The 20,591-nt window shown below is 74.4% G+C and carries 13 protein-coding genes and 1 tRNA gene; 10 read left to right on the top strand and 4 right to left on the bottom strand.

Annotated features, from left to right (window positions below):
- The first annotated feature begins 158 nt into the window (after nt 1–158).
- The 6 genes from ACIO92_RS22040 (at nt 159) to mycP (ending at nt 8,886) form a co-directional block, all read left to right on the top strand.
- Nucleotides 159–1,034 carry an FAD binding domain-containing protein gene (locus tag ACIO92_RS22040; RefSeq protein ID WP_351782883.1) on the top strand — a complete coding sequence of 292 codons (876 nt, stop codon included), beginning with the start codon at nt 159–161 and terminating at the stop codon, nt 1,032–1,034.
- Nucleotides 1,031–3,127, top strand: a complete 2,097-nt coding sequence (locus ACIO92_RS22035; protein ID WP_402282735.1) for a 2Fe-2S iron-sulfur cluster-binding protein — start codon at nt 1,031–1,033, stop codon at nt 3,125–3,127. The genes ACIO92_RS22040 and ACIO92_RS22035 overlap by 4 nt, the downstream gene beginning before the upstream one ends.
- A complete protein-coding gene (locus ACIO92_RS22030; RefSeq protein WP_401237268.1) occupies nt 3,124–5,445 on the top strand; it encodes a xanthine dehydrogenase family protein molybdopterin-binding subunit in 2,322 nt (773 codons plus the stop codon). Before ACIO92_RS22035 ends, ACIO92_RS22030 begins: the two co-directional genes overlap by 4 nt.
- 173 nt (nt 5,446–5,618) lie before the next feature.
- Nucleotides 5,619–6,053, top strand: a complete 435-nt coding sequence (locus ACIO92_RS22025; RefSeq protein ID WP_401237269.1) for a hypothetical protein — start codon at nt 5,619–5,621, stop codon at nt 6,051–6,053.
- 47 nt (nt 6,054–6,100) lie between these two features.
- Nucleotides 6,101–7,633 (top strand): hypothetical protein, encoded by a 1,533-nt coding sequence (locus tag ACIO92_RS22020; RefSeq protein WP_402058631.1) that lies wholly within the window; start codon nt 6,101–6,103, stop codon nt 7,631–7,633.
- 23 nt (nt 7,634–7,656) lie between these two features.
- A complete protein-coding gene (gene mycP / locus ACIO92_RS22015; protein ID WP_402058633.1) occupies nt 7,657–8,886 on the top strand; it encodes a type VII secretion-associated serine protease mycosin in 1,230 nt (409 codons plus the stop codon).
- 142 nt (nt 8,887–9,028) lie between these two features.
- Here mycP and ACIO92_RS22010 read toward each other — a convergent pair whose 3' ends face one another.
- The 3 genes from ACIO92_RS22010 to ACIO92_RS22000 all read right to left on the bottom strand — a co-directional run bounded on the left by ACIO92_RS22010 (nt 9,029) and on the right by ACIO92_RS22000 (nt 14,634).
- The gene (locus ACIO92_RS22010; protein WP_402282738.1) at nt 9,029–11,128 is read right to left on the bottom strand and encodes a serine/threonine-protein kinase; all 2,100 of its coding nucleotides are present in this window, start codon (nt 11,126–11,128) and stop codon (nt 9,029–9,031) included.
- Between the two features lie 226 nt (nt 11,129–11,354).
- Entirely contained in the window at nt 11,355–13,532 is a 2,178-nt protein-coding gene (locus tag ACIO92_RS22005; protein WP_402282740.1) for a PQQ-binding-like beta-propeller repeat protein, read from the bottom strand.
- Between the two features lie 250 nt (nt 13,533–13,782).
- Nucleotides 13,783–14,634 (bottom strand): serine/threonine protein kinase, encoded by an 852-nt coding sequence (locus tag ACIO92_RS22000; protein WP_402282879.1) that lies wholly within the window; start codon nt 14,632–14,634, stop codon nt 13,783–13,785.
- 540 nt (nt 14,635–15,174) lie between these two features.
- Between ACIO92_RS22000 and ACIO92_RS21995 the strand changes: the two genes are divergently transcribed.
- The 3 genes from ACIO92_RS21995 to ACIO92_RS21985 are packed head-to-tail and all read left to right on the top strand — an operon-like array spanning nt 15,175 to nt 18,653.
- Nucleotides 15,175–15,603 (top strand): hypothetical protein, encoded by a 429-nt coding sequence (locus ACIO92_RS21995; RefSeq protein WP_366441012.1) that lies wholly within the window; start codon nt 15,175–15,177, stop codon nt 15,601–15,603.
- Nucleotides 15,604–15,617: 14 nt separating this feature from the next.
- Nucleotides 15,618–17,954 carry a hypothetical protein gene (locus ACIO92_RS21990; protein WP_402282742.1) on the top strand — a complete coding sequence of 779 codons (2,337 nt, stop codon included), beginning with the start codon at nt 15,618–15,620 and terminating at the stop codon, nt 17,952–17,954.
- 30 nt (nt 17,955–17,984) lie between these two features.
- A complete protein-coding gene (locus ACIO92_RS21985; protein WP_366441015.1) occupies nt 17,985–18,653 on the top strand; it encodes a hypothetical protein in 669 nt (222 codons plus the stop codon).
- Between the two features lie 185 nt (nt 18,654–18,838).
- On the opposite strand, the gene ACIO92_RS21980 is transcribed toward ACIO92_RS21985, so the two are convergent.
- Nucleotides 18,839–18,913, bottom strand: a tRNA-Cys gene (locus tag ACIO92_RS21980).
- 180 nt (nt 18,914–19,093) lie between these two features.
- On the opposite strand from ACIO92_RS21980, the gene ACIO92_RS21975 reads away from it, so the two are divergent.
- Entirely contained in the window at nt 19,094–20,584 is a 1,491-nt protein-coding gene (locus ACIO92_RS21975; protein ID WP_366441016.1) for an MFS transporter, read from the top strand.
- The last annotated feature ends 7 nt before the right edge of the window (nt 20,585–20,591 follow it).

The raw sequence follows: 20,591 nt of genomic DNA, 5'->3' as shown, positions 1-20,591 counted from the left end.
CGGACGGAACAGTCCTTCGCGGACCCTCGCGCCGGACCGCTCCCAAGATGTGCCAGAGTTGCCACGTCCGGCCTGTGAGCACGTACGGTACGCCCACACGCAGGCGCTACGGCCGGGCACATTCGGGGACCACCGGGACACCGGGAAGGGGCAGCGGGTTGACCACGCACGCACCACAGACGGCGCAGTCCGTGACGCTGCCCGCCTCGCTCGACGAGGCCGTGGCGGCGCTCACGGCGATGCCGGCCGCCGTCCCCGTCGCCGGTGGCACCGATCTGATGGCCGCCGTCAACAAGGGCCAGCTCCGCCCCGCCGGACTCGTCGGCCTCAGCCGCATCAACGAGATCCGCGGCTGGCAGTACCAGGACGGCCACGCGCTCCTCGGCGCGGGCCTCACCCACGCCCGCATGGGCCGCCCCGACTTCGCCGCCCTGATCCCCGCCCTCGCCGCCGCCGCCCGCGCCGCAGGACCGCCCCAGATCCGCAACGCGGGCACCCTCGGCGGCAACGTCGTCACCGCCGCGCCCACCGGTGACTCGCTGCCCGTCCTCGCCGCCCTGGAGGCCGACCTCGTCGTCCTCGGGCCGCTCGGCAGCCGCGAGATCCCCGTCTCCCACCTGCTCGCGGGCCGCGACCTGCTCGCCCCCGGCGAACTCGTCGCCTTCGTCCGCGTCCCGCTGCTCCACGCCCCCCAGGTCTTCGTCAAGGCCACCGGCCGCACCGGCCCGGCCCGCGCCACCGCGTCCGTCGCCGTCGTCCTCGACCCGGCCCGGCGCGGTGTCCGCTGCGCGGTCGGCGCCGTCGCCCCGATGCCGCTGCGCCCGCTGGAGGCCGAGCGCTGGATCGCCTCGCTCGTGGACTGGGACAACGACCGGGGACTGGCCCCCGAGGCGCTCGCGGCGTTCGGCGAGTACGTCGCCGCCGCCTGCATCCCGGACCCACCGGGCGACGAGGCGTTGCCCCCGGCCGTACTGCACCTGCGGCGCACGGTCGCCGCACTCGCCCGACGGGCACTGGGGAGGGCACTGTCGTGAGCAACGAACAGCAGGGGAACCAGGGCGGGAGCCCCGGCGGCTGGGAGCCGATCCCGCAGAGCGAGGGGTACGACGGCGACGCGACGGCCTTCGTCCAGCTCCCGCCGGACTTCATGCTGGAGGGCGTCCCGCTGGAGGCCCCCGGCCACGGCTACGTACCGCCGATGATCACCCCCCTCCAGCCGCTCGCCCCGATGGCGCCGGACGGCGCGGCGGCCACCGGCGGCTGGTCGGCGCACGTGCCGGCGCAGGCGGAGCAGCCCCCCTACCCGGAGCAGGTCCCGTACTTCGACGCTTCCGGGTACGGGGGGTACGCCGAGCGGACGGCCCCCTACCCGGCGCCGCCCGGCCAGGGCGACCCGCACGCCACGGCGGAGTGGCACTTCCCGGAGACGACGGCCCCCGACCCGGGCGCCACCGGCCAGTGGACGGTGCCGGACGCGCCGCGACCGGACGAGGGGCCGGGCGGGTTCGCCGCCTCGGCCGTCCGCCCCTACGCCGAGGCCCCCGCGACCCTGCCGGGCGGCGCCCCCGCGCCGTGGGCGCTGCCGGAGGAACCGGCGCCCGCCCTCCCCGGCGACGGCGGCGCACCCGCGGCGGAGCACGCGCGGACGGCGGAGCGGGAGCACGCGCACCCGCAGCGGCCCGCACCCGGACAAGGGCCCGAGCACGGGCCGGAGCACGGGCCCGAGCGGGATTCCGGCGCGGCCCTGACCTCCGGCGTGACGCACGGGACCGGCGCGGCCCCGCAGGGCCCGGCGCCGGTGCAGGAGCGCCCGCCGGTGCCGGACGACGAGCCGACGCACCGGTCCGTCCCCCCGCAGGGGTCGGCCCCGGAGCACGGTCCCGGCGGGGCGCACGGCCCCGGTGAGGTCCACGGGCCCGGCGATCCGGTGCGGGGGAGCGACCCCGGCCGGTCGGCCGACGCCCTCCACGGGGCCGGTGAGGTCCACGAGTTGGGCGAGACCCACGCGGTCGAGCCCGTACACGCGTCCGGAGAGCCCCACGGGGCCGCCGAGACCCACGGGGCCGGTCACGCGCACGGAGCCGGGGACGCCCACGGGCCCGGCGGGAGCGCCGGAGCCGGTGAGCCGCACGGGTCCTCCGCAGCGCCCGCGCCCGCGGGCCTCCACGGGCCGTCCGCCCCTCACGAACCGGCCGGCTCGCCCGCGCCCGCCGCACCCCACGGGCCCTCCGCGGCCCACCCGTCCGACCCCGCCCCCGGTCCCGACTCCGGCCAGGGCTCCCCGTCCGGGCCCGGCTCCGAGCGGGCGGCCGAGCACGTGGAGGAGCACGCGGGCGACTCCACGGGCGACCACGGAGCGGGCGACCACGGAGCGGATGACCACGGAGCGGGTGATCCCGCAGGTGAGCACGCGGGCGGGCAGCGGCCCGAGCACGCCGGTCCGCCGGTCCCCGGGCAGCCGACCGTCCCCGGGCAGGCGACCGGTCCGGTCCTCGCCCCCGAGCCCGGGACCGACCCCGTTCCCGTGCCCGAAGCCGCCGCGGGGCCCTTCGCGTCCACCGACAGCGACGAGCACCCCCACACCTCGTACACCCTGCGGGTGAACGGCACCGACCGGCCCGTCACCGGGTCCTGGATCGGCGAGTCCCTGCTCTACGTGCTGCGCGAGCGGCTCGGCCTCGCGGGCGCCAAGGACGGCTGCTCACAGGGCGAGTGCGGCGCGTGCAACGTGCAGGTCGACGGCCGTCTCGTCGCCTCCTGCCTGGTCCCGGCGGCCACCGCGGCGGGCAGCGAGGTCCGGACGGTCGAGGGCCTCGCGTCCGACGGCGAACCCTCGGACGTGCAGCGGGCGATGGCCAAGTGCGGCTCCGTGCAGTGCGGCTTCTGCATCCCCGGCATGTGCATGACCGTGCACGACCTCCTGGAGGGCAACCACGCCCCCACCGAACTGGAGGCGCGCCAGGCCCTCGCGGGCAACCTGTGCCGCTGCTCCGGCTACCAGAACGTGCTCGCGGCCGTACAGGAGGTCGTCGCCGGACGCGAGGCGGGCGCCGCCGCCGCGCACGACGCCGACGGCCCCCGGATCCCGCACCAGATTCCCCCCACGCACGACGGAGGCATGGCGTGAGCAGCGACGCGACCACCGCCATTCCCACGCTCCCCGACCTCTCGGGCGCCCCGGCCGGGGAACCGGCCGCGCACGGACTCGGGATCTCGCTCCCGCAGGCCGAGGCCCGCGCGAAGACCGAGGGCACCTTCCCGTACGCCTCCGACCTGTGGGCCGAGGGCCTGCTCTGGGCGGCGATCCTGCGCTCCCCGCACCCGCACGCGCGCGTGCTGTCGGTCGACACCAGCGCCGCCGCCGCGATGCCGGGCGTCCGCGCCGTGGTGACCGCCGCCGACGTACCGGGCGCCGCGACCTACGGCCGCCGGGTCGCCGACCGGCCCGTCTTCGCCTCCGACCTGGTCCGCCACCACGGCGAGGCGCTCGCCGCGGTCGCCGCCGACCACCCCGACACGGCCCGGCTCGCCGCCGCCGCGATCACCGTCGAGTACGAGGTGCTCGACCCGGTGACCGACCCGGAGAAGGCCTTCGCCGCCGAACCCCTGCACCCCGACGGGAACCTGATCCGGCACATCCCGCTGCGCTTCGGCGACCCGGCGGCGGTCGGCGAGGTCGTCGTCGAGGGCCTGTACCGGATCGGCCGCCAGGACCCGGCGCCCATCGGAGCCGAGGCCGGTCTCGCCGTGCCCCGGCCCGACGGAGGCGTCGAGCTGTACACCGCGTCCACCGACCCGCACACCGACCGCGACCTGGCCGCCGCCTGCTTCGGACTGCCGCCGGAGCAGGTCAGACTGGTCGTCACCGGCGTCCCCGGCGCCACCGGCGACCGCGAGGACCCCGGCTTCCAGATCCCGCTGGGCCTGCTCGCGCTGCGCACCGGCTGCCCGGTGAAGCTCACGGCCACCCGCGAGGAGTCCTTCCTCGGCCACGCCCACCGCCACCCCACCCTGCTGCGCTACCGGCACCACGCCGACGCGGAGGGGCGCCTGGTGAAGGTCGAGGCGCAGATCCTGCTCGACGCGGGCGCCTACGCGGACTCCTCGTCCGAGTCCCTCGCGGCGGCGGTCGCCTTCGCCTGCGGCCCCTACGTCGTCCCGCACGCCTTCGTCGAGGGCTGGGCGGTCCGTACGAACAACCCGCCGTCCGGCCATGTGCGGGGCGAGGGCGCGATGCAGGTGTGCGCGGCCTACGAGGCGCAGATGGACCGGCTGGCCGCGAAACTGGGCGTCGACCCGGCCGAGCTGCGGATGCGGAACGTCATGGCGACCGGCGACATCCTGCCCACCGGACAGACCGTGACCTGCCCCGCCCCGGTGGCTGAACTCCTCTCCGCCGTACGGGAGTTCCCGCTACCGCCGCTCCCCAAGGACACCCCCGAGGGCGACTGGCTGCTGCCCGGCGGCCCGGAGGGCGCGGGCGAGCCCGGCGCGGTCCGGCGGGGCGTCGGGTACGCGCTCGGCATGGTCCACATGCTGGGCGCGGAGGGCACCGACGAGGTCTCGACGGCGACCGTACGGGTCCACGAGGGGGCGGCCACCGTCATCTGCTCGGCGGTCGACACCGGTTCGGGCTTCTCGACGCTCGCCCGGCAGATCGTGCAGGACACCCTCGGCATCGAGGAGGTCCACGTGGCACCCGTGGACACGGACCAGCCCCCGGCGGGACCGTCGGCGCACGGCCGTCACACCTGGGTGTCGGGCGGGGCGGTCGAGCGGGCCGCGAAGATGGTGCGGACCCAGCTCCTCCAGCCGCTGGCCCACCAGTTCGGCATGTCCACGGAGCTGCTCCAGATCAACGACGGCAAGATCACCTCGTACGACGGGGTCCTCTCCACGACGGTCACGGAGGCGCTGGACGGCAAGGAGCTGTGGGCGACCGCCCAGTGCCGCCCCCATCCGACCGAACCGCTGGACGAGGCGGGCCAGGGCGACGCGTTCGTGGGCCTCGCGTTCTGCGCGATCCGCGCCGTGGTCGACGTGGACATCGAACTGGGCTCGGTACGGGTCGTGGAGATGGCCGTCGCCCAGGACGTCGGCCGGATCCTCAACCCGGCCCAGCTGGCCGCCCGGATCGAGGCGGGCGTCACCCAGGGCGTCGGCGCGGCCCTCACGGAGAACCTCCGTACGGCCCGGGGTCTGGTCCGCCACCCCGACTTCACGGGCTACGCCCTCCCGACGTCCCTGGACGCCCCCGACATTCGCATCGTGAAACTGGTCGAGGAACGGGACGTCGTCGCGCCCTTCGGCGCGAAGGCGGCGAGCGCGGTCCCGGTCGTCACCTCACCCGCCGCGGTGGCCTCAGCCGTGCGCGCGGCGACGGGACGCCCGGTCAACCGCCTTCCGATCAGGCCCCAGGCGGCCGTCGCCGTGCCCAATTCGTGACCGTGCGATGTCCGTTGCTCGTGCAACCAGGAGGTGCGGACTGTCGTCGTTCCTGGCTACAGTGAACTTCTAGACTCGGCAGGAGGGCGTCCAGGCGGTCCCGGACGCCCTGCCATGGCGGTTCACGGGGGAGGAACGCGGGCATGAGGCCCTATGAGGCTGGAATGCACGGCATGAGCAGGGAAGCCGTGGTCTACAACTCGGAGACCATGACCGAGTTCAAGGCGAGCATCGACGCCCTGATCACGAAGCTCACCTCCTCGGAGGCCGACAAGGGCAAGATGAAGGCGGACCCGGTGGTGCGCGCCCAGTTCGGCGGCGGCGGCGCCGCCTGGTCCGAGGCTGCCGGGGTGTACGACGCGTACAACGCGGTGCTCAAGCAGCTGGTCGAACTCTCCGGACTGCTGCGCGACTGCCTGGAGGGCCTCGGCATCGCGGTCGTCGCGTCCAAGGACGGCTTCGAGCAGCTGGACGAGGACACCCGGTACAAGATGCTCCAGATCCATCAGCGGACCGAGGACGCCAAGCGTCAGGCCGACGTGGAGGCCGGGCGCGTGCCCGCGGGCACGGGCAGCGGGGCGACCGAGGGCGGCGGCAGCTTCAAGTAGCGCGCCGGGGACGGGACCAGAAGGACACACGGGGGAAGAGGCGAAGGATGAGGCCTGCAGAGGGCGGCGGAGGCGGGGGCACCGACTTCCGTTCGATGTCCCACCAGCAGATGCTGGCGTGGCTGGACGAGGCCAGCTCGTTCTACGTGGGGAACGCGGCCGGCCGCCTGAAAGAGGCGTCCGAGGAGATGCACCGCATCGCCGAGCAGCTCAAGAACCGCACCGGCCGGGTCGAGTGGGAGGGCGAGGCGGAGAAGGCGTTCAACGTGTGGGCCGAGAGCGTCGTCAGCTCCACCCACTCCCTGGGCACCTACGGTTCCGACGCGGCCACCTGGATGGACCACGCGGCCCAGGCCATCGCCACCGCGCAGAGCGCCACGCCCCGCTACACCTCGCACGCCTCCGCCAAGGAGAACCTGGCAGCGGCGATCAAGTACCGCAACGACCCGGACTCGGCGACCGTCGCCAACAACGCCAAGAAGTCGATGGCCGCGAGCGAGGACCTCAAGGCCATCGAGGCCAAGGAGCGCGCCAACCAGCAGGAGGCCGCCGCCGAACTGGAGAAGCTCTCCGGCGCGTACACCTGGTCCTCGTACAACATGAAGGGCCTTGAACCGCCCACGTTTCCGCCGCCGCCGGGGGATTTCGTACCGGCGCGGAACGACATGGTGGGCGGCGACTTCGTGTATGCCGGTTCCTCGGGGCGACGCGGAGGGGGCACCGGTACGGGCTCTTCCACCGGGACGTCCACAAGTCTGTACGACCAGCCGGACGGATCCCGCCCGCCTGCCGACACGAACGTCGTCCCGCCGTCGCAGGACACCACCGGGCCGACGCGGGTCGTCCGGCCCGAGGTCCGGCCCGACGTCCCCGTGGACCTGGGCATCGACAGCGTGGACACCCTGCCGAACCCGACCACCACCGGGCCCGGCCCGACGCAGACCGGACAGCCTCCGCTCACCAAGCCGGACGGCGGTACGCCTCCGCTCGTGCCCACCGGCGTGCCCCCGCTCGGTGTGAAGGGCGTTCCGGGCCCGCTGGGTCCCACCGCTCCCGTCACCGGCGGTTCCGGCTCGCGCGGCCCGCTCACCACCAACCCGGTCACCGGCGGCGCGCGCGGACTCGGCCCGCTCGGGGGCGGTCCCCGCGAGGGCATCAGCGGCGGGCGGGCCGTCCCCCAGACCACCGGCCGTCCCGCCACCGGCATTCCGCGCGGCACCGTCATCGGCGGCGAGCCGACCGGGCGCGGCGGCGCGGGCGCGGGCATGGGGCGTGGTCCCATGGGCGCGCCCGGCATGGGCGGTCCGATGGGCGGCGCGGGCGCGGGCCAGAGCGGCATCAGCGGGGGCCGCAGGCTCGCCGGGGAGACCGGCGGGGTCGTCGGCGGGAAGGCGCAGCGCGCCGGAGCGGTCGGTGGCACCGGACGTCCCTTCACGCCCGGCGGGTCCGGTCTCGTGCGCGGGAGCCAGGCGAAGCCAGGCGAGCGCGAGGAACAGAACGGAGAGCGTCCCGACTACCTGGTCGAGGACGAGGAGACCTGGCAGCAGGGCCGCCGCGTGGCGCCGCCCGTCATCGACTGATCAGCGCGAGGAAGCGGAAGCAGATGCCTACCAGCAGTGTTCGGCGGAGTCGTGCCCGGGTCACCGCCTCGGCCGCCTTGGGGATGCTGCTGGTCGGCATCGCTTCCGTCCCCGCCCACGCGGCCCGGGAACGGCAGTGGCAGCTGGACGCCATGGGGGCCGAGGAGATCTGGCAGCTCAGCACGGGCAAGGGCGTCACCGTCGCCGTCATCGACACCGGAGTGGACAGGGAGAACCCCGACCTCAAGGGTCAGGTCCTCAAAGGCAAGGACTTCTTCCCGGAGAAGTCGGGTGACGAATACACGGACTACAGCGGTCACGGCACCAGCATGGCGGGGCTCATCGCTGGCTCGGGGCAACGGGACGGTGGCGAGGGGGCGTTCGGGCTGGCGCCAGGCGCCAAGATCCTTCCGATCCGAGTTCCGGGCGGTGAGCCCAGAGGGATGAGCCGGGCGGCGGCCGATGAGCAGTTCACCAGGATCATGCCTCAGGCAATTCGGTATGCGGCCGACTCGGGGGCCAAGGTCATCAACATCTCCGTCGCGGTCGCGGCGACGTCACCGCAGCTCACCGACGCTGTGACCTACGCCCTCAGCAAAGGGTCGCTGATCTTTGCGGGTGTCGGTAACGACGCTGAGAAGGGCAACGAACTGATGTACCCGGCGGCGACCCCCGGTGTCGTCGGAGTCGGCGCCGTCGACAACAAGGCGGCGCGCATCCCGATGTCCCAGCACGGACCCCAGGTCGATCTCGTCGCCCCGGGCAAGGACACGGTCGCCGCCTGCGCCGGTGGCGGCGTCTGTACTTCCACCGGCACCAGCAACGCCACCGCCCTCGCCTCCGCCGCCGCCGCGCTGCTCTGGGCGAAGCATCCCGACTGGACCAACAACCAGGTCCTGAAGGTCATGCTGAACACGGTCGCCAAGCCCCTCAAGGGCGAGGAGCGCAGTGACTTCGTCGGTTACGGTGCCATCCGGCCGCTGCGGACGCTGAAGACGCCCGGCGACCCCGGGCCCGCCGACGTCCGGCCCATCGACGACCTCGCCGAGACCGCGACCCCCGGGCCGTCAGCCTCCGCCTCCGCACCGGGCGCACCGGCTCCCTCGGGCACCTCCCCGGCGCCCGCCCCGCAGGCCGCCGCAGCCGACGCCGGGGGCGGCGGTACTGGACTCTGGATCGGCCTCGGCATCGCCGCCGCCGTCCTGCTCGCCGGAGCCGTCGCCGTGCCCGTACTCCGCTCGCGGCGCGGCTGAGCGGCGCGGGACAGGACCCGGCCGGGGCCGGACCGGGCGGGATCGAGCCGGACCCCCGGCCCAGGTCCCGGCCTGGCTCTGACCCTGGCCCCGACCCCGACCCAGGTCCCGATCCGGGCGCCCCGGACCGGGACCGGTCCGATCAGGCCCCGTACACCGGCATCGCCGCGATCCGCCCGCCGCGGGCGATGAACACGCGGTGGGCGGCGCTCGCCATCCGGTAGGGGCCCTCGCGCTGCATCCGTACGGTGAACAGGGCCGCGTGCGTGGTCCTGTGGACCACGCGGACGGTGCTGTCGTCCCCCTCGGGCAGCCAGACCGTCGCTCCCTCCACCACCGGCGCGGTGATGCCGCCCCGGACGTCCATGACCTCCATCCACTCCGAACTCGGGATGTCGATGCCGGTCAGGGTGCGGTAGCGGTGCGCCTGGTAGCCCTCGACGGCCACGACGGAACCGCCGTCGGCGGCCGGGCTGCCCCAGCCCGGTTCCCCGTCGGCCAGGTCACCGGCGTCCTCCTTCCACAGGAGCTCGCCCCGGTCGAGCCGCCGGGCCGTCAGCAGGGGGCCGCCCAGGTACACGGCGCCGCCGCCGATCGACGGCGCCTGGCCGTGGGTGCCCTGGCCCTCGATCGTCCAGACCGTCCTGCCCGTCGCCGTGTCGAGGGACTCCACCCTGCCGTCCCTGCCGTGCACGACCAGCCGTCCACGGCCCACGGCGGCCTTCGCCGGGCCCATGGGGGAACGCGGCGACGGCATGGGGCGGGTCCAGGCGGTGGCGAGCGTCCAGGCGTCGACCGCGCGCAGTTCGTCGTCCTCGGTCACCAGGTAGACCCGGGTGCCGTCGGCGGCGAGGACGTCGCCGACACCGTCACCGGTCCGCCAGACGGGGGCGCCGGTGGCGGCGGCGTACGCGTGCAGGGCGCCCTCCTTCCCGACGCCGACGACCAGCCGGTCCGCGACCGTGACGAAACCGGTGCCGGCGGTCACGTCCGGGGCCCGCCACCGCTCCGCGCCGTCCGTGACGGAGAGGGCGAGCAGCCCGCCCGTCCCGGCCCCCACGACCAGCACGTCCCGGACGGGGAGCGGGAGCCCGCCGTCCGGCGCGGCCACGTCGAGGGGACCCCACAAGGGCTTCGGGACCTCGCCCGGCGCGGTGTCCACGGCCGAGAGGAACGCGGCCTCCGGGACCACCGCCGCCGGTGGCACGTCGAACGCCGGAGGCTTCCCCTCCCGGCCCAGCCACCACCAGGCGCCCGCCCCGCCGCCCGCGCCCAGGACCGCCACGCCCGCCGCCGCCCCGGTGAGGAAGCGGCGCCGGGACGGACCGGGGGACGGCGCGGAGGTGTCCGGCGGCGCCGTCAGCCGTCGTACGGCGGTCTCCCGCCGGGCGATGTCCTCCGCGAGCGGCCCCTCGCGCCAGGCCCGGGAGGCGCCCTTCGGCGGCGCGAACGCCTCCGCGATCCGCACCGGGTGCGGGCGGAGCGCCGGGTCCTTGGCCAGGCACGGCCCGATCAGCTCCCGGAGTTCCGGCGGCACCCCGCTCAGGTCGGGGTCGCCGTGCACCACCTCGTACTGGACCGCCGCCACGTGCCCGCCGTCGAAGGTGCGGCGCCCGCTCGCCGCGTACGCGAGGACCGCACCGAGCGAGAAGACGTCGGAGGCGGGGCCGACGCGCTGCCCCAGGACCTGCTCGGGGGCTCCGTACCCGGGGGTGACGGGGATCTGGCCGGTCGTCGTGAGGGTGAGGCCGTGTTCGGGGCGGGCGATGCCGAAGTCGATGACGCGCGGGCCCGTCGAGGTGAGCACGATGTTCGCGGGCTTGAGGTCGCGGTGGACCAGTCCGGCCGCGTGGACGTCCCGCAGGGCGAGGGCGAGCCGGGCGGCCAGCGCGCGGACCGTGGGCGCGTCCATCGGCCCGTGGGCGCGGACGGCCTCGTCGAGCGTCGGCCCGGCCAGGAACTCGGCGGCGATCCACGGCCGTCCGCCCTCGGTCTCCGCCCCGAGGACCCGTGCCACGCCCTCGCCGGTGACGGCCCGCGCCATGGCGGCCTCGCGGACGAAACGCAGGGCGAGGTGCTGGTCGTGGGCGAGTTCGGGGCGCAGGACCTTGACGGCGGCGGGCCGCCCGTCGGCGTCCCGGCCGACGTACACCTTGCCCATGCCGCCCTCCCCGAGGACACCGAGCAGACGGTACGGGCCGAGCCGGAGGGGGTCGCCGGTGGCGAGGGGCTGAGGGGTCATGGGGACTTCCGGGTCGGGACGGACGGAGGGGCGTGCGGAGGGACGGAGAGCGGGACGGGCGGACCGTGTCCGCCGACGGCCGGGGTGGCCGCTCGGGCCGCTCGGAACGGTCGGGCCGCTCGGAATCGGTCGGAATCGGCCGGGCCCGTGGGCCCGTCGACCGGTTCGACCGGTTCGCCCGTCGGGGCCGGGCGCGCCCGGGGACGTATCGAGGGCGGGGATGCGGTCACGCGTACGGCAGTGCCACCACGGAGGTCGCTCCCGCGCCGACGATCCGCCGTCCCGGGGCGTCGACGACGTACCGGGTGGCGTCCGTCGGGAAGACCCAGGCCGAGCGGCGCGTCCGCCGGTCCACCGCGCTCAGTCCGCCCCGGACCGGCGCGTACACGTACCGGGTGCCGACCACCGGGACCGTGAGCAGCTCCGGCGTGAGGGCCCGGCCGCCGGGTTCCTCCCGCCAGCGTTCCGCGCCCCGGTCGGCGCCGACGACGACGAGGCCCCGGCCCGCCTCGTTCGCGTGGACGAGGCCGCCCGACACGGCGGGGAGCCCGAAGGCGGAGCCTCCGCCGTACTCCCAGGCGACGCCGCCGTCGGAGAGCCGCAGCGCGCGCAGCCGGTCGCCGCCGAGGTACAGGTGCCGGTCGTCGGCGGCGAGCTGGCCCGGCCGGTAGGACAGGGACTCGCGGAGCGGGAGGGTCCGCCGCCACAGCCGCCGCCCGGTGCGCAGGTCCCTCGCCTGGACGTCGAAGGAGGCCAGGTCGTCGCTGTTCTTGCCGAGCACCAGCCGGTCGCCGACGATCCGGCAGAGCCAGGGGCGCACATTGCCCCACGCGTACGGCTGCCGCCAGACCTCCCGGCCGGTGCGCAGGTCGACGGCGAGCAGGTGCCAGCCGGTCTCCCTCTCCCCGGTGTCCCGGTCGCCCCGCCGGGACGCCGCGTAGAGCACGCCCCTGGACGCGGTGAGGAGTTCCGTACCGAACGGGGAGCCCTCGTACTCCTTGAGCACGATCGTCCGGGCCGCCTCCTTTCCGGTGCGGGCGGCGAGCGTGCGGACCACCAGGGCCGAGGTGCCGTCGGAGGGGTAGCCGGACGCGTAGAACAGGCCGCCGTCGGTGGTGATCTGCCGGGGATCGCCCACCATCCGGTCCTCCCACAGCGCGCGCCCGTCCTTCAGGTCGAGCGCCCGGAAGGACACCGTCTCCGCGACGCCCACGACGCCCCCGGCGAGGAGCGGGGTGAGGCCTTCCTCGCGGTCCAGGGAGTCGCCCCGCCACAGGGTTGCGGGCGATCCGTCGGACGCGGTCGTCGCGGGGACCGCGGTGGGGCCGGTGGGGGACGGTGCGCCGCCGGAGTGGTGCGGGGTGTCCCGGGCCGTCATCCACGCCTTCAGGCCGACTCCGGCTCCGGCGACGCCGAGCAGGGTCGCGCCGCCGGTCAGGAGGAGGCGGCGGCGGGAGAGCGGGGGCGCCGCCGGTGCGGTCGCGGCGACGGCGGCGGTCGTGGGGGCCGGGAGGCGGTGCGGGGCGGGCAGCCAGACGTCGTGCGCGCGGCGGGCGATGTCGGCGAGGACCAGCGGCGGCAGGTGGTCGGCGAACTCGCCGTGGCCGTCGTGCAGCCGGTCGGCCAGGACGGCGGTGGTGGGGCGGGCCGCCGGGTCCTTGGCGAGACAGGCCGTCAGGACCGGCAGAAGGGATTCCGGTACGCCGGTGAGGTCGGGTTCGGCGTGCCGGACGCGGTACAGGAGGTCGGCGGGGGAGCCGGTGCCGAAGGGACCGTGGCCGGTCGCGGCGAAGACGAGGACGCCCGCCAGCGCGAACACGTCCCCCGCGGGCGGGTGTTCCTGTCCGCCCGCCTGCTCGGGGGACATGAACGCGGGCGTTCCGGCCGCCGTTCCGGTACGGGTGAGGTGGTCGTCGCCCGCCGCGCGGGCGATGCCGAAGTCGATGACCTTCGGTCCGTACGCGGTGACGAGGACGTTCGACGGCTTGAGGTCGCGGTGGACCACGTCCGAGGAGTGCAGTTGGGCGAGGGCCCCGGCGAGCGCGGCGCCGAGGGCGCGGACGGTCGGCTCGGGCAGGGGGCCGCCGAGCGCGACGGCGTCGTCCAGGGGCGGGCCGAGGACGTACTCGGTGGCCAGCCACGGCGTCCCGGCGAGCGGATCGGCGGCCACGACGGCCGCGCCGTGACGGGCGCCGATGATCCTGGCCGCGTCGGCTTCGAGCCGGAACCGGGCCCGGAACGCGGGGTCGGCGGCGAGCCGCGCGTGCACGGTCTTGAGCGCGACCGTACGGCCGCCGGGGGTGCGCGCCAGATAGACCGTGCCCATGCCGCCGGTGCCGAGGCGGGCGAGCAGACGGTACGAGGCGACGGCGACCGGGTCGTCGTGGGTCAGGGGCGACAGCATGGGAAGACGTCCGTCAGGTCCGGGAACGGGGGAGGGTTCATGGCCCCGCTGGGGAAAGGGGGGTCGGTGAGGTGAGGGAGGTACGGCCCTGATGGGGCCGGGAGTTCCCTTGCCGGAGGAGGTGAACGAGCCCTCTAGAGGCGGGAGTTCACTCAGTGGAGTGGTGTACGGGCCTTCCAGGGGCGGGAGTTCCGTAAGGGCGGGGGCGTGCGGCCCTTACGCGTCCGGGGGTTCGGCGGAAGGGGGGCGCTCACGGTCCTGCCGGGGACGGGAGTTCCACCGCGAGGAGCTCCGCCGACTGGCGGGCCAGCGCGGCCACCACCCGGCCCGGAAGCCAGCCCGGGGCGAGCAGGGAACCGGCCGAGTTCAGGACGGTCCCGTGGGCGGCGGGCGGGGCGAGGGCGGCGGCGGTGGCGGCGGCGGTGGGCCGGTCGGCCGGGTCGCGGGCCAGACAGGCGGAGATCACCGGCCGCAGCGCGGGCGGGAGTTCGTCCCGCTCGGGCACGGTGTGGCCGGTGGCGGCGTACGCGAGGACGGCGCCGAGCGCGAAGACGTCCCCCGGCGGGCGCGGGCGGCCCCCCGAGGACTGCTCGGGGGCCAGGGAACCCGGGTCGACGCCGGGCAGGCCGGTGCGCGGCTCGCCGTCGGCGGAGGCGGCCCGTACCGCCCCGTAGCAGGTCAGCCGGGGTCCGTCGGCGGTCAGGAGGACGGCGGAGGGGGAGACCCCGGCGTGGGTGAGGCCCTGGGCGTGCGCGGCGGCGAGGGCTTCGGCGAGAGGGGCGCCGAGGGCCCGGACGGTGGACTCGGGGAGCGGGCCGCCGTGGACGGCGAGGGCCACGGGCAGCGGCAGGGCGGGGACGTACGGGACGGCGTACCAGGGGGGTTCGCCGGGGGCGGCGGTCTCGGTGACGGGTGCGGTCCAGGGGCCGACGAGACGGCGGGCCGCATCGGCCTCGGCGGCGAACCGGGCCGGGTCGGCGCCGGGCAGCGGGGCGCTGAGGAGTACGGTCCGCTCCCCGTCCGCCGTACGGGCGATGAACCGGCGGCAGGGCGGGGCGGGTCGGGGCGGATCGAGCCGGGTGATCAGCCGGTAGGGGCCGATCCGGCGGGTGGGGTCGTGGGAGGCGGAGGCGGGCGCGGGGGAGTGGAGGGGGGAGCGGACGGGGCTGCCGGAGGCGGCTCGCGGGCCTGGCTCGCGCGGGGGCGCGCACTCCCGCCCCTCGTGTCCCGGCTCGGTCCGCTCCACCGGATCCACCGGCTCTGTCCGCTCCGTCCACTGCCTCTGCTCAGCGCGTGACCGCTCCACTGTTCCTTGTTCCCCGTTCCCCCGTCGTCCGTGCGCCCCGTGGCGACGGGGGCGGGCCGAGCCTACCGAGGAGGGGGTCGGCGGCCGTGCCCGGAGGGGGGTGCCCGGAGGGGGCCGACGGTCCCGGGTCCGGGAAAAGTCCGGGCTGTCCGGGTTGCGAAGGTGAAGTGGGTGCGCGTACCGCGTGAAGATCTTCCGGGCGGGGTGGAATCCGGGCCGCCAGTGCTCGGACGGAGTTCCCTGCGGCTACGATCGCGGTGCCTCCGCAGATGCCGAACTTGCGGGGGCGAAGCCCGAACGGGCGCGTGAGCACAGCGGTATCAGCGGGGGTGGAGCATGTCGTTCGAAGAGGAGTGGGCGTCCGTCCGGACCACGTCCACGGCCACCGTGAGTATGCGGCTCAACCAGGTCCCTCCGGAGCCGGGCGGAAGCGGCGGCGGGAACGCCGACCTCGGCGTCGACCAGGACAAGCTGGGGGCCATCGGCAGCGCCGCCTACGCCCTGCACGGACGGCTCGCCAAGGACGGGAACCACGCCCGTACGAACACCGCGGAGGCGGCGACGGGCATGTCCAGCCACGGCTTCCGCACCGGGTCCGCGATGGCGACCGTCCAGGAGACGTGGAGCTCGCAGCTGAACACGCTGCTCGACGCCTGCGCCAACATCTCCAACCACCTCGACTACAGCGCCGCCTCGCACGCGAAGGAAGAGGCGGACATCCAGGCGGCCCTCGCGGCTTCCAAGATCAACGAGTACTTCAAGTAGGCGGGGGACCTGCTGTGCTGACCTTTGACAACGTGTACCAGGCGCCGCTGGACAAGATGAAGTCCGCCGCCGACGACTGGTCCACGATGAAGGGCAAGCTCGACAAGCTCGCCGAGGACGCCCGTACGACCATGGCGGCGAAGGCCAGGGACGACTACTGGCGCGGGGTGAACGCCGAGGTCACCAAGCCGTTCGTGGACAAGACGGCGAAGGAGTTCGACGACGCGTCGAAGGCCGCCGACGGCATCCACAAGGTCCTGCTCGACGGCTACAACGCCTTCAAGAAGGCGAAGGACGACCTCAAGACGATCGTCGAGACCGACGCCCCCGCCAAGCGCTTCAGGGTCACCTCCAGCGGGAAGGTCGAGGCCGTCGAACCGCTGTCGCAGACCAAGGACCAGGGGATGCGGCACGACCCCGACTTCCGGATGATGGTCAGCCAGGAGATCGCCGACATCGAAGCGATGCAGCGGCGGATCGACGCGATCGTCGAGACCTGCGACGACGCCGACGAGTCCTGCTCCAACGCGCTCAAGGCCAACATCACCGGAGACAGGAACAACTTCAGCGCCCCGAAGTACGGCAGCCTCGACGCCGAGGAGGCGCAGCGCGCCGCCGACCTGGCCAAGAAGGGCCGGGACATCAGCCACGAGGAGCTGGTGCGGCTCAACGAGCTGCTCGCGGACAACAGCGGCTCGAAGGAGTTCTCCCGCACCTTCTACGACCACCTCGGCCCCAAGGGCGCCCTGGAGTTCTTCGGGCAGCTGTCCACGGACACGTACGAGTACTCGAAGGTCGACAAGGAGCGCCTCGCCGACGTCCAGGCGCTCCAGAAGAACCTGGGCCTCAACCTGGCGACCGCCACGCAGGGCGGCGACGGGTGGACCGACAAGTGGTCCGCGGACATGCGGAAACTGGGCACCGAGCGCATCCCGCTGGCCAAGTACGACAACAACCCGGCGTACGGGTACCAGTTGCTCGGCGGCATCATGCGCTACGGCGACTACGACAAGAAGTTCCTGGTCCCGATCGCCGAACACGTCACCCAGCTCCACGCGAAGGACCCCTACCTCTTCGCCGACAGCAAGCCCCTGGGCGGCGGCTGGCTGAAGAACCAGTACAACCCCTCGGGCGTGAACGGCTCCGGCTTCGACCCGATGATCTCGATGCTGGAGGCCCTGGGCCACAGCCCGGAGGCGGCGAAGGACTTCTTCTCGAAGGACCCGACGTCGTACAACAAGGACGGGAGCGTCGGCGGGGACCTGAACCTGGGCAAGGACAAGAAGGGTGACCCGATCACGAACTACTTGGACGTCTTCGCGACGGACAAGTACGAGTTCTTCCCGGACATCGACGGGCACCACCCGGACGACGCGAGGAAGTCCGCCGACTACATGCCCGACGCCCTCGGCCACGCCCTGGAGGCGGCGACGCTGGGCCACGCGTGGGACGACACCACGCCGGAGCTGAAGCGCGACGAGACCACGGCCGGGATCATGACGCAGGTCGTGGAGAAGTACGGCGGCGACGCCGAACTGGTCAAGAAGTGGCAGTCCCCGCTGGCGGACAGCCTCGGCAACATGGGCGCCGGGTACATCGACGACCTCAACTGGGGTCTGGACAAGAACGTCACCGACAGCGTCCACGCTCCGACGAAGGACCAGTCGGCCCACCCCTCGTTCGGCCGACAGGCCACCGTCGACTTCCTCAGCACCCTCGGTCAGCATCCCGACGCCTACGCCACGGTCTCCACGGCCGAGCGCCTCTACACCACCAGCGTCCTGGAGGCGCAGGTCGGCCCGGACGGCAAGATCGACGAGGGCCGGGCCCGGGGAGCCGTGTACACGGGTGCCACCCTCCAGGGCCTGCTGGACGAGTCCCGTGGCGCCCAGGTCGAGGCCGAGGGCATCAAGAAGCACGAGGAGTACGAGAAGGCGCAGGCGGCCAAGGCGGGCTGGGTGGAGCTGGGCGCCACGGTCGGCATCGCCGCCGGTGTGGCCTTCCTGCCCGCGACCGCCGCCGTCGGCGCGGCGGCCGTCCTCGTGCCGCTGGCCGTCGACACCGGCTCCGGGGTCATGGAGCAGCTCGCCGGACAGGTCATCGGCGACTGGTCGGACAAGTCCGTCGAGGACCACAAGGAGAAGATCGAGGACGACATCCACGACGACAAGAAGCTCATCTACACCCAGGGCCGTTTCAGCGCGGAATCTCCCATGGAGAGGTTCCTGTTCGAGCACCGCGGCCAGGTGAGCAGCGAATTCCGCCAGGACATGATCGAGTCCGTGGGCAGCGGATACCTGGGCGGCAACGCCCACGCCAGGCAGACCGGCAACGCCCCCGAGACCGGCTGATCCCCCCCGTCACCCCCACGAGGAATCCCGATGAGAAGAGTGTCCGCGTCCGTCTCGACCGTGCTGGCCTTCGGGTTGCTCCTCACCGCGTGCGGGGGCGGCGAGGAGGACCGGCAGGTCGCCCAGAAATGCGACGGCACCCTGTCGCCCGAGGCGGTCACGGCGCTCGGGTCGTTGCTGGGCACCGAGGAGTTCCGGTCGGGGGGCGTCGGTCTCGGCCGGATCACCGAGGCGCTGATCGAGGACCAGGCGACGCTGGGCAGGGGGCCGGGCCTTCCCGATCTGTGCGAGGTGACCGCCGACGGCGACGTGCGGAGCGGGGTGAAGATCGACGCGGTCCTGTACGGTCCTGGCGATCTGTACGACGACGGCACCAAGTGGCAGGCTCAGGGACGCCACCTGTACGCGATGGGCCGCGAGGCGAGCGCGGACAACAAGGACGCGCACCTTTTCGTCGGGTGCTCCAGTCCGCGTCTGAAGGGCTCCGGCAAGGAGCCCGCCCCGCTGCACGCGATGATCGAGTTCGACGACCGGGGCAAGGGCGCGTACCCCGAGAACACCCCCGCCACCCGCGAGGCGTACCTCACCGTTCTGCATTCGGTGACGCTGGCGGTCGTGAGGAAGCTGGGCTGCGAGAACGACGCGGGGCTGCCCGAGAAGCCCGTGTTCGAGGCGAAGAAGTGGCGCGGGGAACGGTAGGGGCCGCCCCCTCGCCCGCTTGGTTCAGCCCTCGGCCGCCCCCGCGCCCGGAGTGATGCCGGGCAACGGGACACCGGCGGCGCCCACGCCCAGGAGGGCGCCGGGTCTGCGTCCGGCTCGGTCGTTCATGGCCGGACCGTGGCACGGTCCGGCGTGGGTGGTGAAGGTCCCGGGACGGGACCTCGTGGAGACCGTGATCGGAATCGAACCGACGTAACTCGCTTTGCAGGCGAGCCCCTCAACCACTCGGGCACACGGTCGTGCGGTGTTCTGGGTACGACCGTAGGGCGGGGACGGGAGGGGCTCAAGAGGGGCCCGGGGTGTGCCACGGGACTGACATGCCGCTGCCACACTCCGTTCATGGACGTACGACCGACGACCGAGGGCGAACGGGACTCCTGACAGGCGCCATCAGCGGAAACACCTCTTACTCTGGGGGAATGAGCGCCCTCGAACCCCGCGACGCCGCGGACCCCGGCACCGTCGTCGACCTCCCGCCGGACCCGGCGTCCCGCGCGCCCGCGCAGGACACCGGGGGGTCCGTCCTCGACTCCGCCCACCGGGCGCTCAGCATCGGGATCGTCTCCGTCGTCCTGCTCATAGCCTTCGAGGCGACCGCGGTCGGCACCGCCATGCCCGTCGCCGCCCGCGAGCTGAACGGCGTGTCCGTCTACGCCTTCGCCTTCTCCGCGTACTTCACCACCAGCCTCTTCGCCATGGTCCTCGCCGGACAGTGGTCCGACCGGCGCGGGCCGCTCGCGCCCCTCGCCGCGGGCATCAGCGCCTTCGCCGCCGGGCTGCTGCTCTCCGGCACCGCCGGGGCCATGTGGCTGTTCATCCTCGGCCGGGCCGTGCAGGGCCTCGGCGGCGGGCTCGTCATCGTCGCGCTGTACGTGATCGTCGGCCGGGCCTACGCGGAACACCTCCGGCCCGCGATCATGGCCGCCTTCGCCGCCAGCTGGGTCGTGCCCTCCGTCGTCGGCCCCCTCGCCTCCGGCACGGTCACCGAGCACCTCGGCTGGCGCTGGGTCTTCCTCGGCATCCCCGCCCTCGTCGTCTTCCCGCTGGCCCTCGCGCTCCCCGCGATCCGCCGCACCGCCTCGGGCCCCGCCGACCCGGCCGCGCCCGTCGCCGCCTGGGACCGGCGCCGCATCGGGCTGGCGCTCGCGATCTCGGCGGGCGCCGCGCTCCTCCAGTACGCCGGCCAGGAACTGCGCTGGCTCTCCCTCCTCCCGGCCGTCGTGGGTGTCGCGCTCCTGGTGCCCGCCGTCCGGGGCCTGCTCCCGCACGGCACCTACCGGGCGGCCCGCGGCCTGCCCTCGGTGGTGCTGCTGCGTGGCATCGCCGCCGGTGCGTTCATCGCGGCCGAGTCCTTCGTACCGCTGATGCTGGTCACCCAGCGGGGTCTGAGCCCCACCCTGGCCGGTCTCTCGCTCGCCATGGGCGGCCTCACCTGGGCGCTCGGCTCCTGGATCCAGGCCCGGCCGTGGACGGAGCCGTACCGGGAGCGGCTCGTCGTCCTCGGCATGGTCCTGGTCGCGCTCGCCATCGCCACGGCGCCGAGCGTGCTGATCACGGCGGTGCCCGTCTGGGTCCTCGCGGTCGCCTGGGCGCTGGGCTGTCTCGGCATGGGCGCGGTGATCGCCTCGACGAGCGTGCTGCTCATGAAGCTGTCCGCGCCGGACGAGGTGGGCGCGAACTCGGCCGCGCTGCAGATCTCCGACGGCCTCTCCAACGTCCTGCTGCTCGCCGCGGGCGGCGCGGCCTTCGCGGCGCTCGGCGGCGGCGCGGTGGGCCACGCGGTCACGGCCGCGACGTCCACGGGCTCCCACCCGGGGGCCTTCACGGTGGTGTTCCTGCCGATGGCGGGCGTGGCGGCGGTGGGCGCCTGGGTGGCGACCCGACTCCACGGCCCGGAGACCCGCGGCTGACGTCCCG

Origin of the sequence: Streptomyces sp. NPDC087215, assembly GCF_044744885.1 — a bacterium.
Taxonomy (GTDB): domain Bacteria; phylum Actinomycetota; class Actinomycetes; order Streptomycetales; family Streptomycetaceae; genus Streptomyces.
The sequence above is the reverse complement of the archived record's forward strand: the minus strand, read 5'-3'. Positions and strand labels throughout refer to the sequence as shown.

Excerpts from the sequence above, each read along its gene's own strand:
- ACIO92_RS22005 (WP_402282740.1), bottom strand. The coding sequence starts at position 13,532 with ATGCTGTCGCCCCTGACCCACGACGACCCGGTCGCCGTCGCCTCGTAC.
- ACIO92_RS22010 (WP_402282738.1), bottom strand. The coding sequence starts at position 11,128 with ATGACCCCTCAGCCCCTCGCCACCGGCGACCCCCTCCGGCTCGGCCCG.
- ACIO92_RS22020 (WP_402058631.1), top strand. The coding sequence starts at position 6,101 with ATGAGGCCTGCAGAGGGCGGCGGAGGCGGGGGCACCGACTTCCGTTCG.
- ACIO92_RS21995 (WP_366441012.1), top strand. The coding sequence starts at position 15,175 with ATGTCGTTCGAAGAGGAGTGGGCGTCCGTCCGGACCACGTCCACGGCC.
- ACIO92_RS22025 (WP_401237269.1), top strand. The coding sequence starts at position 5,619 with ATGAGCAGGGAAGCCGTGGTCTACAACTCGGAGACCATGACCGAGTTC.
- ACIO92_RS21975 (WP_366441016.1), top strand. The coding sequence starts at position 19,094 with ATGAGCGCCCTCGAACCCCGCGACGCCGCGGACCCCGGCACCGTCGTC.
- ACIO92_RS21985 (WP_366441015.1), top strand. The coding sequence starts at position 17,985 with ATGAGAAGAGTGTCCGCGTCCGTCTCGACCGTGCTGGCCTTCGGGTTG.
- mycP (WP_402058633.1), top strand. The coding sequence starts at position 7,657 with ATGCCTACCAGCAGTGTTCGGCGGAGTCGTGCCCGGGTCACCGCCTCG.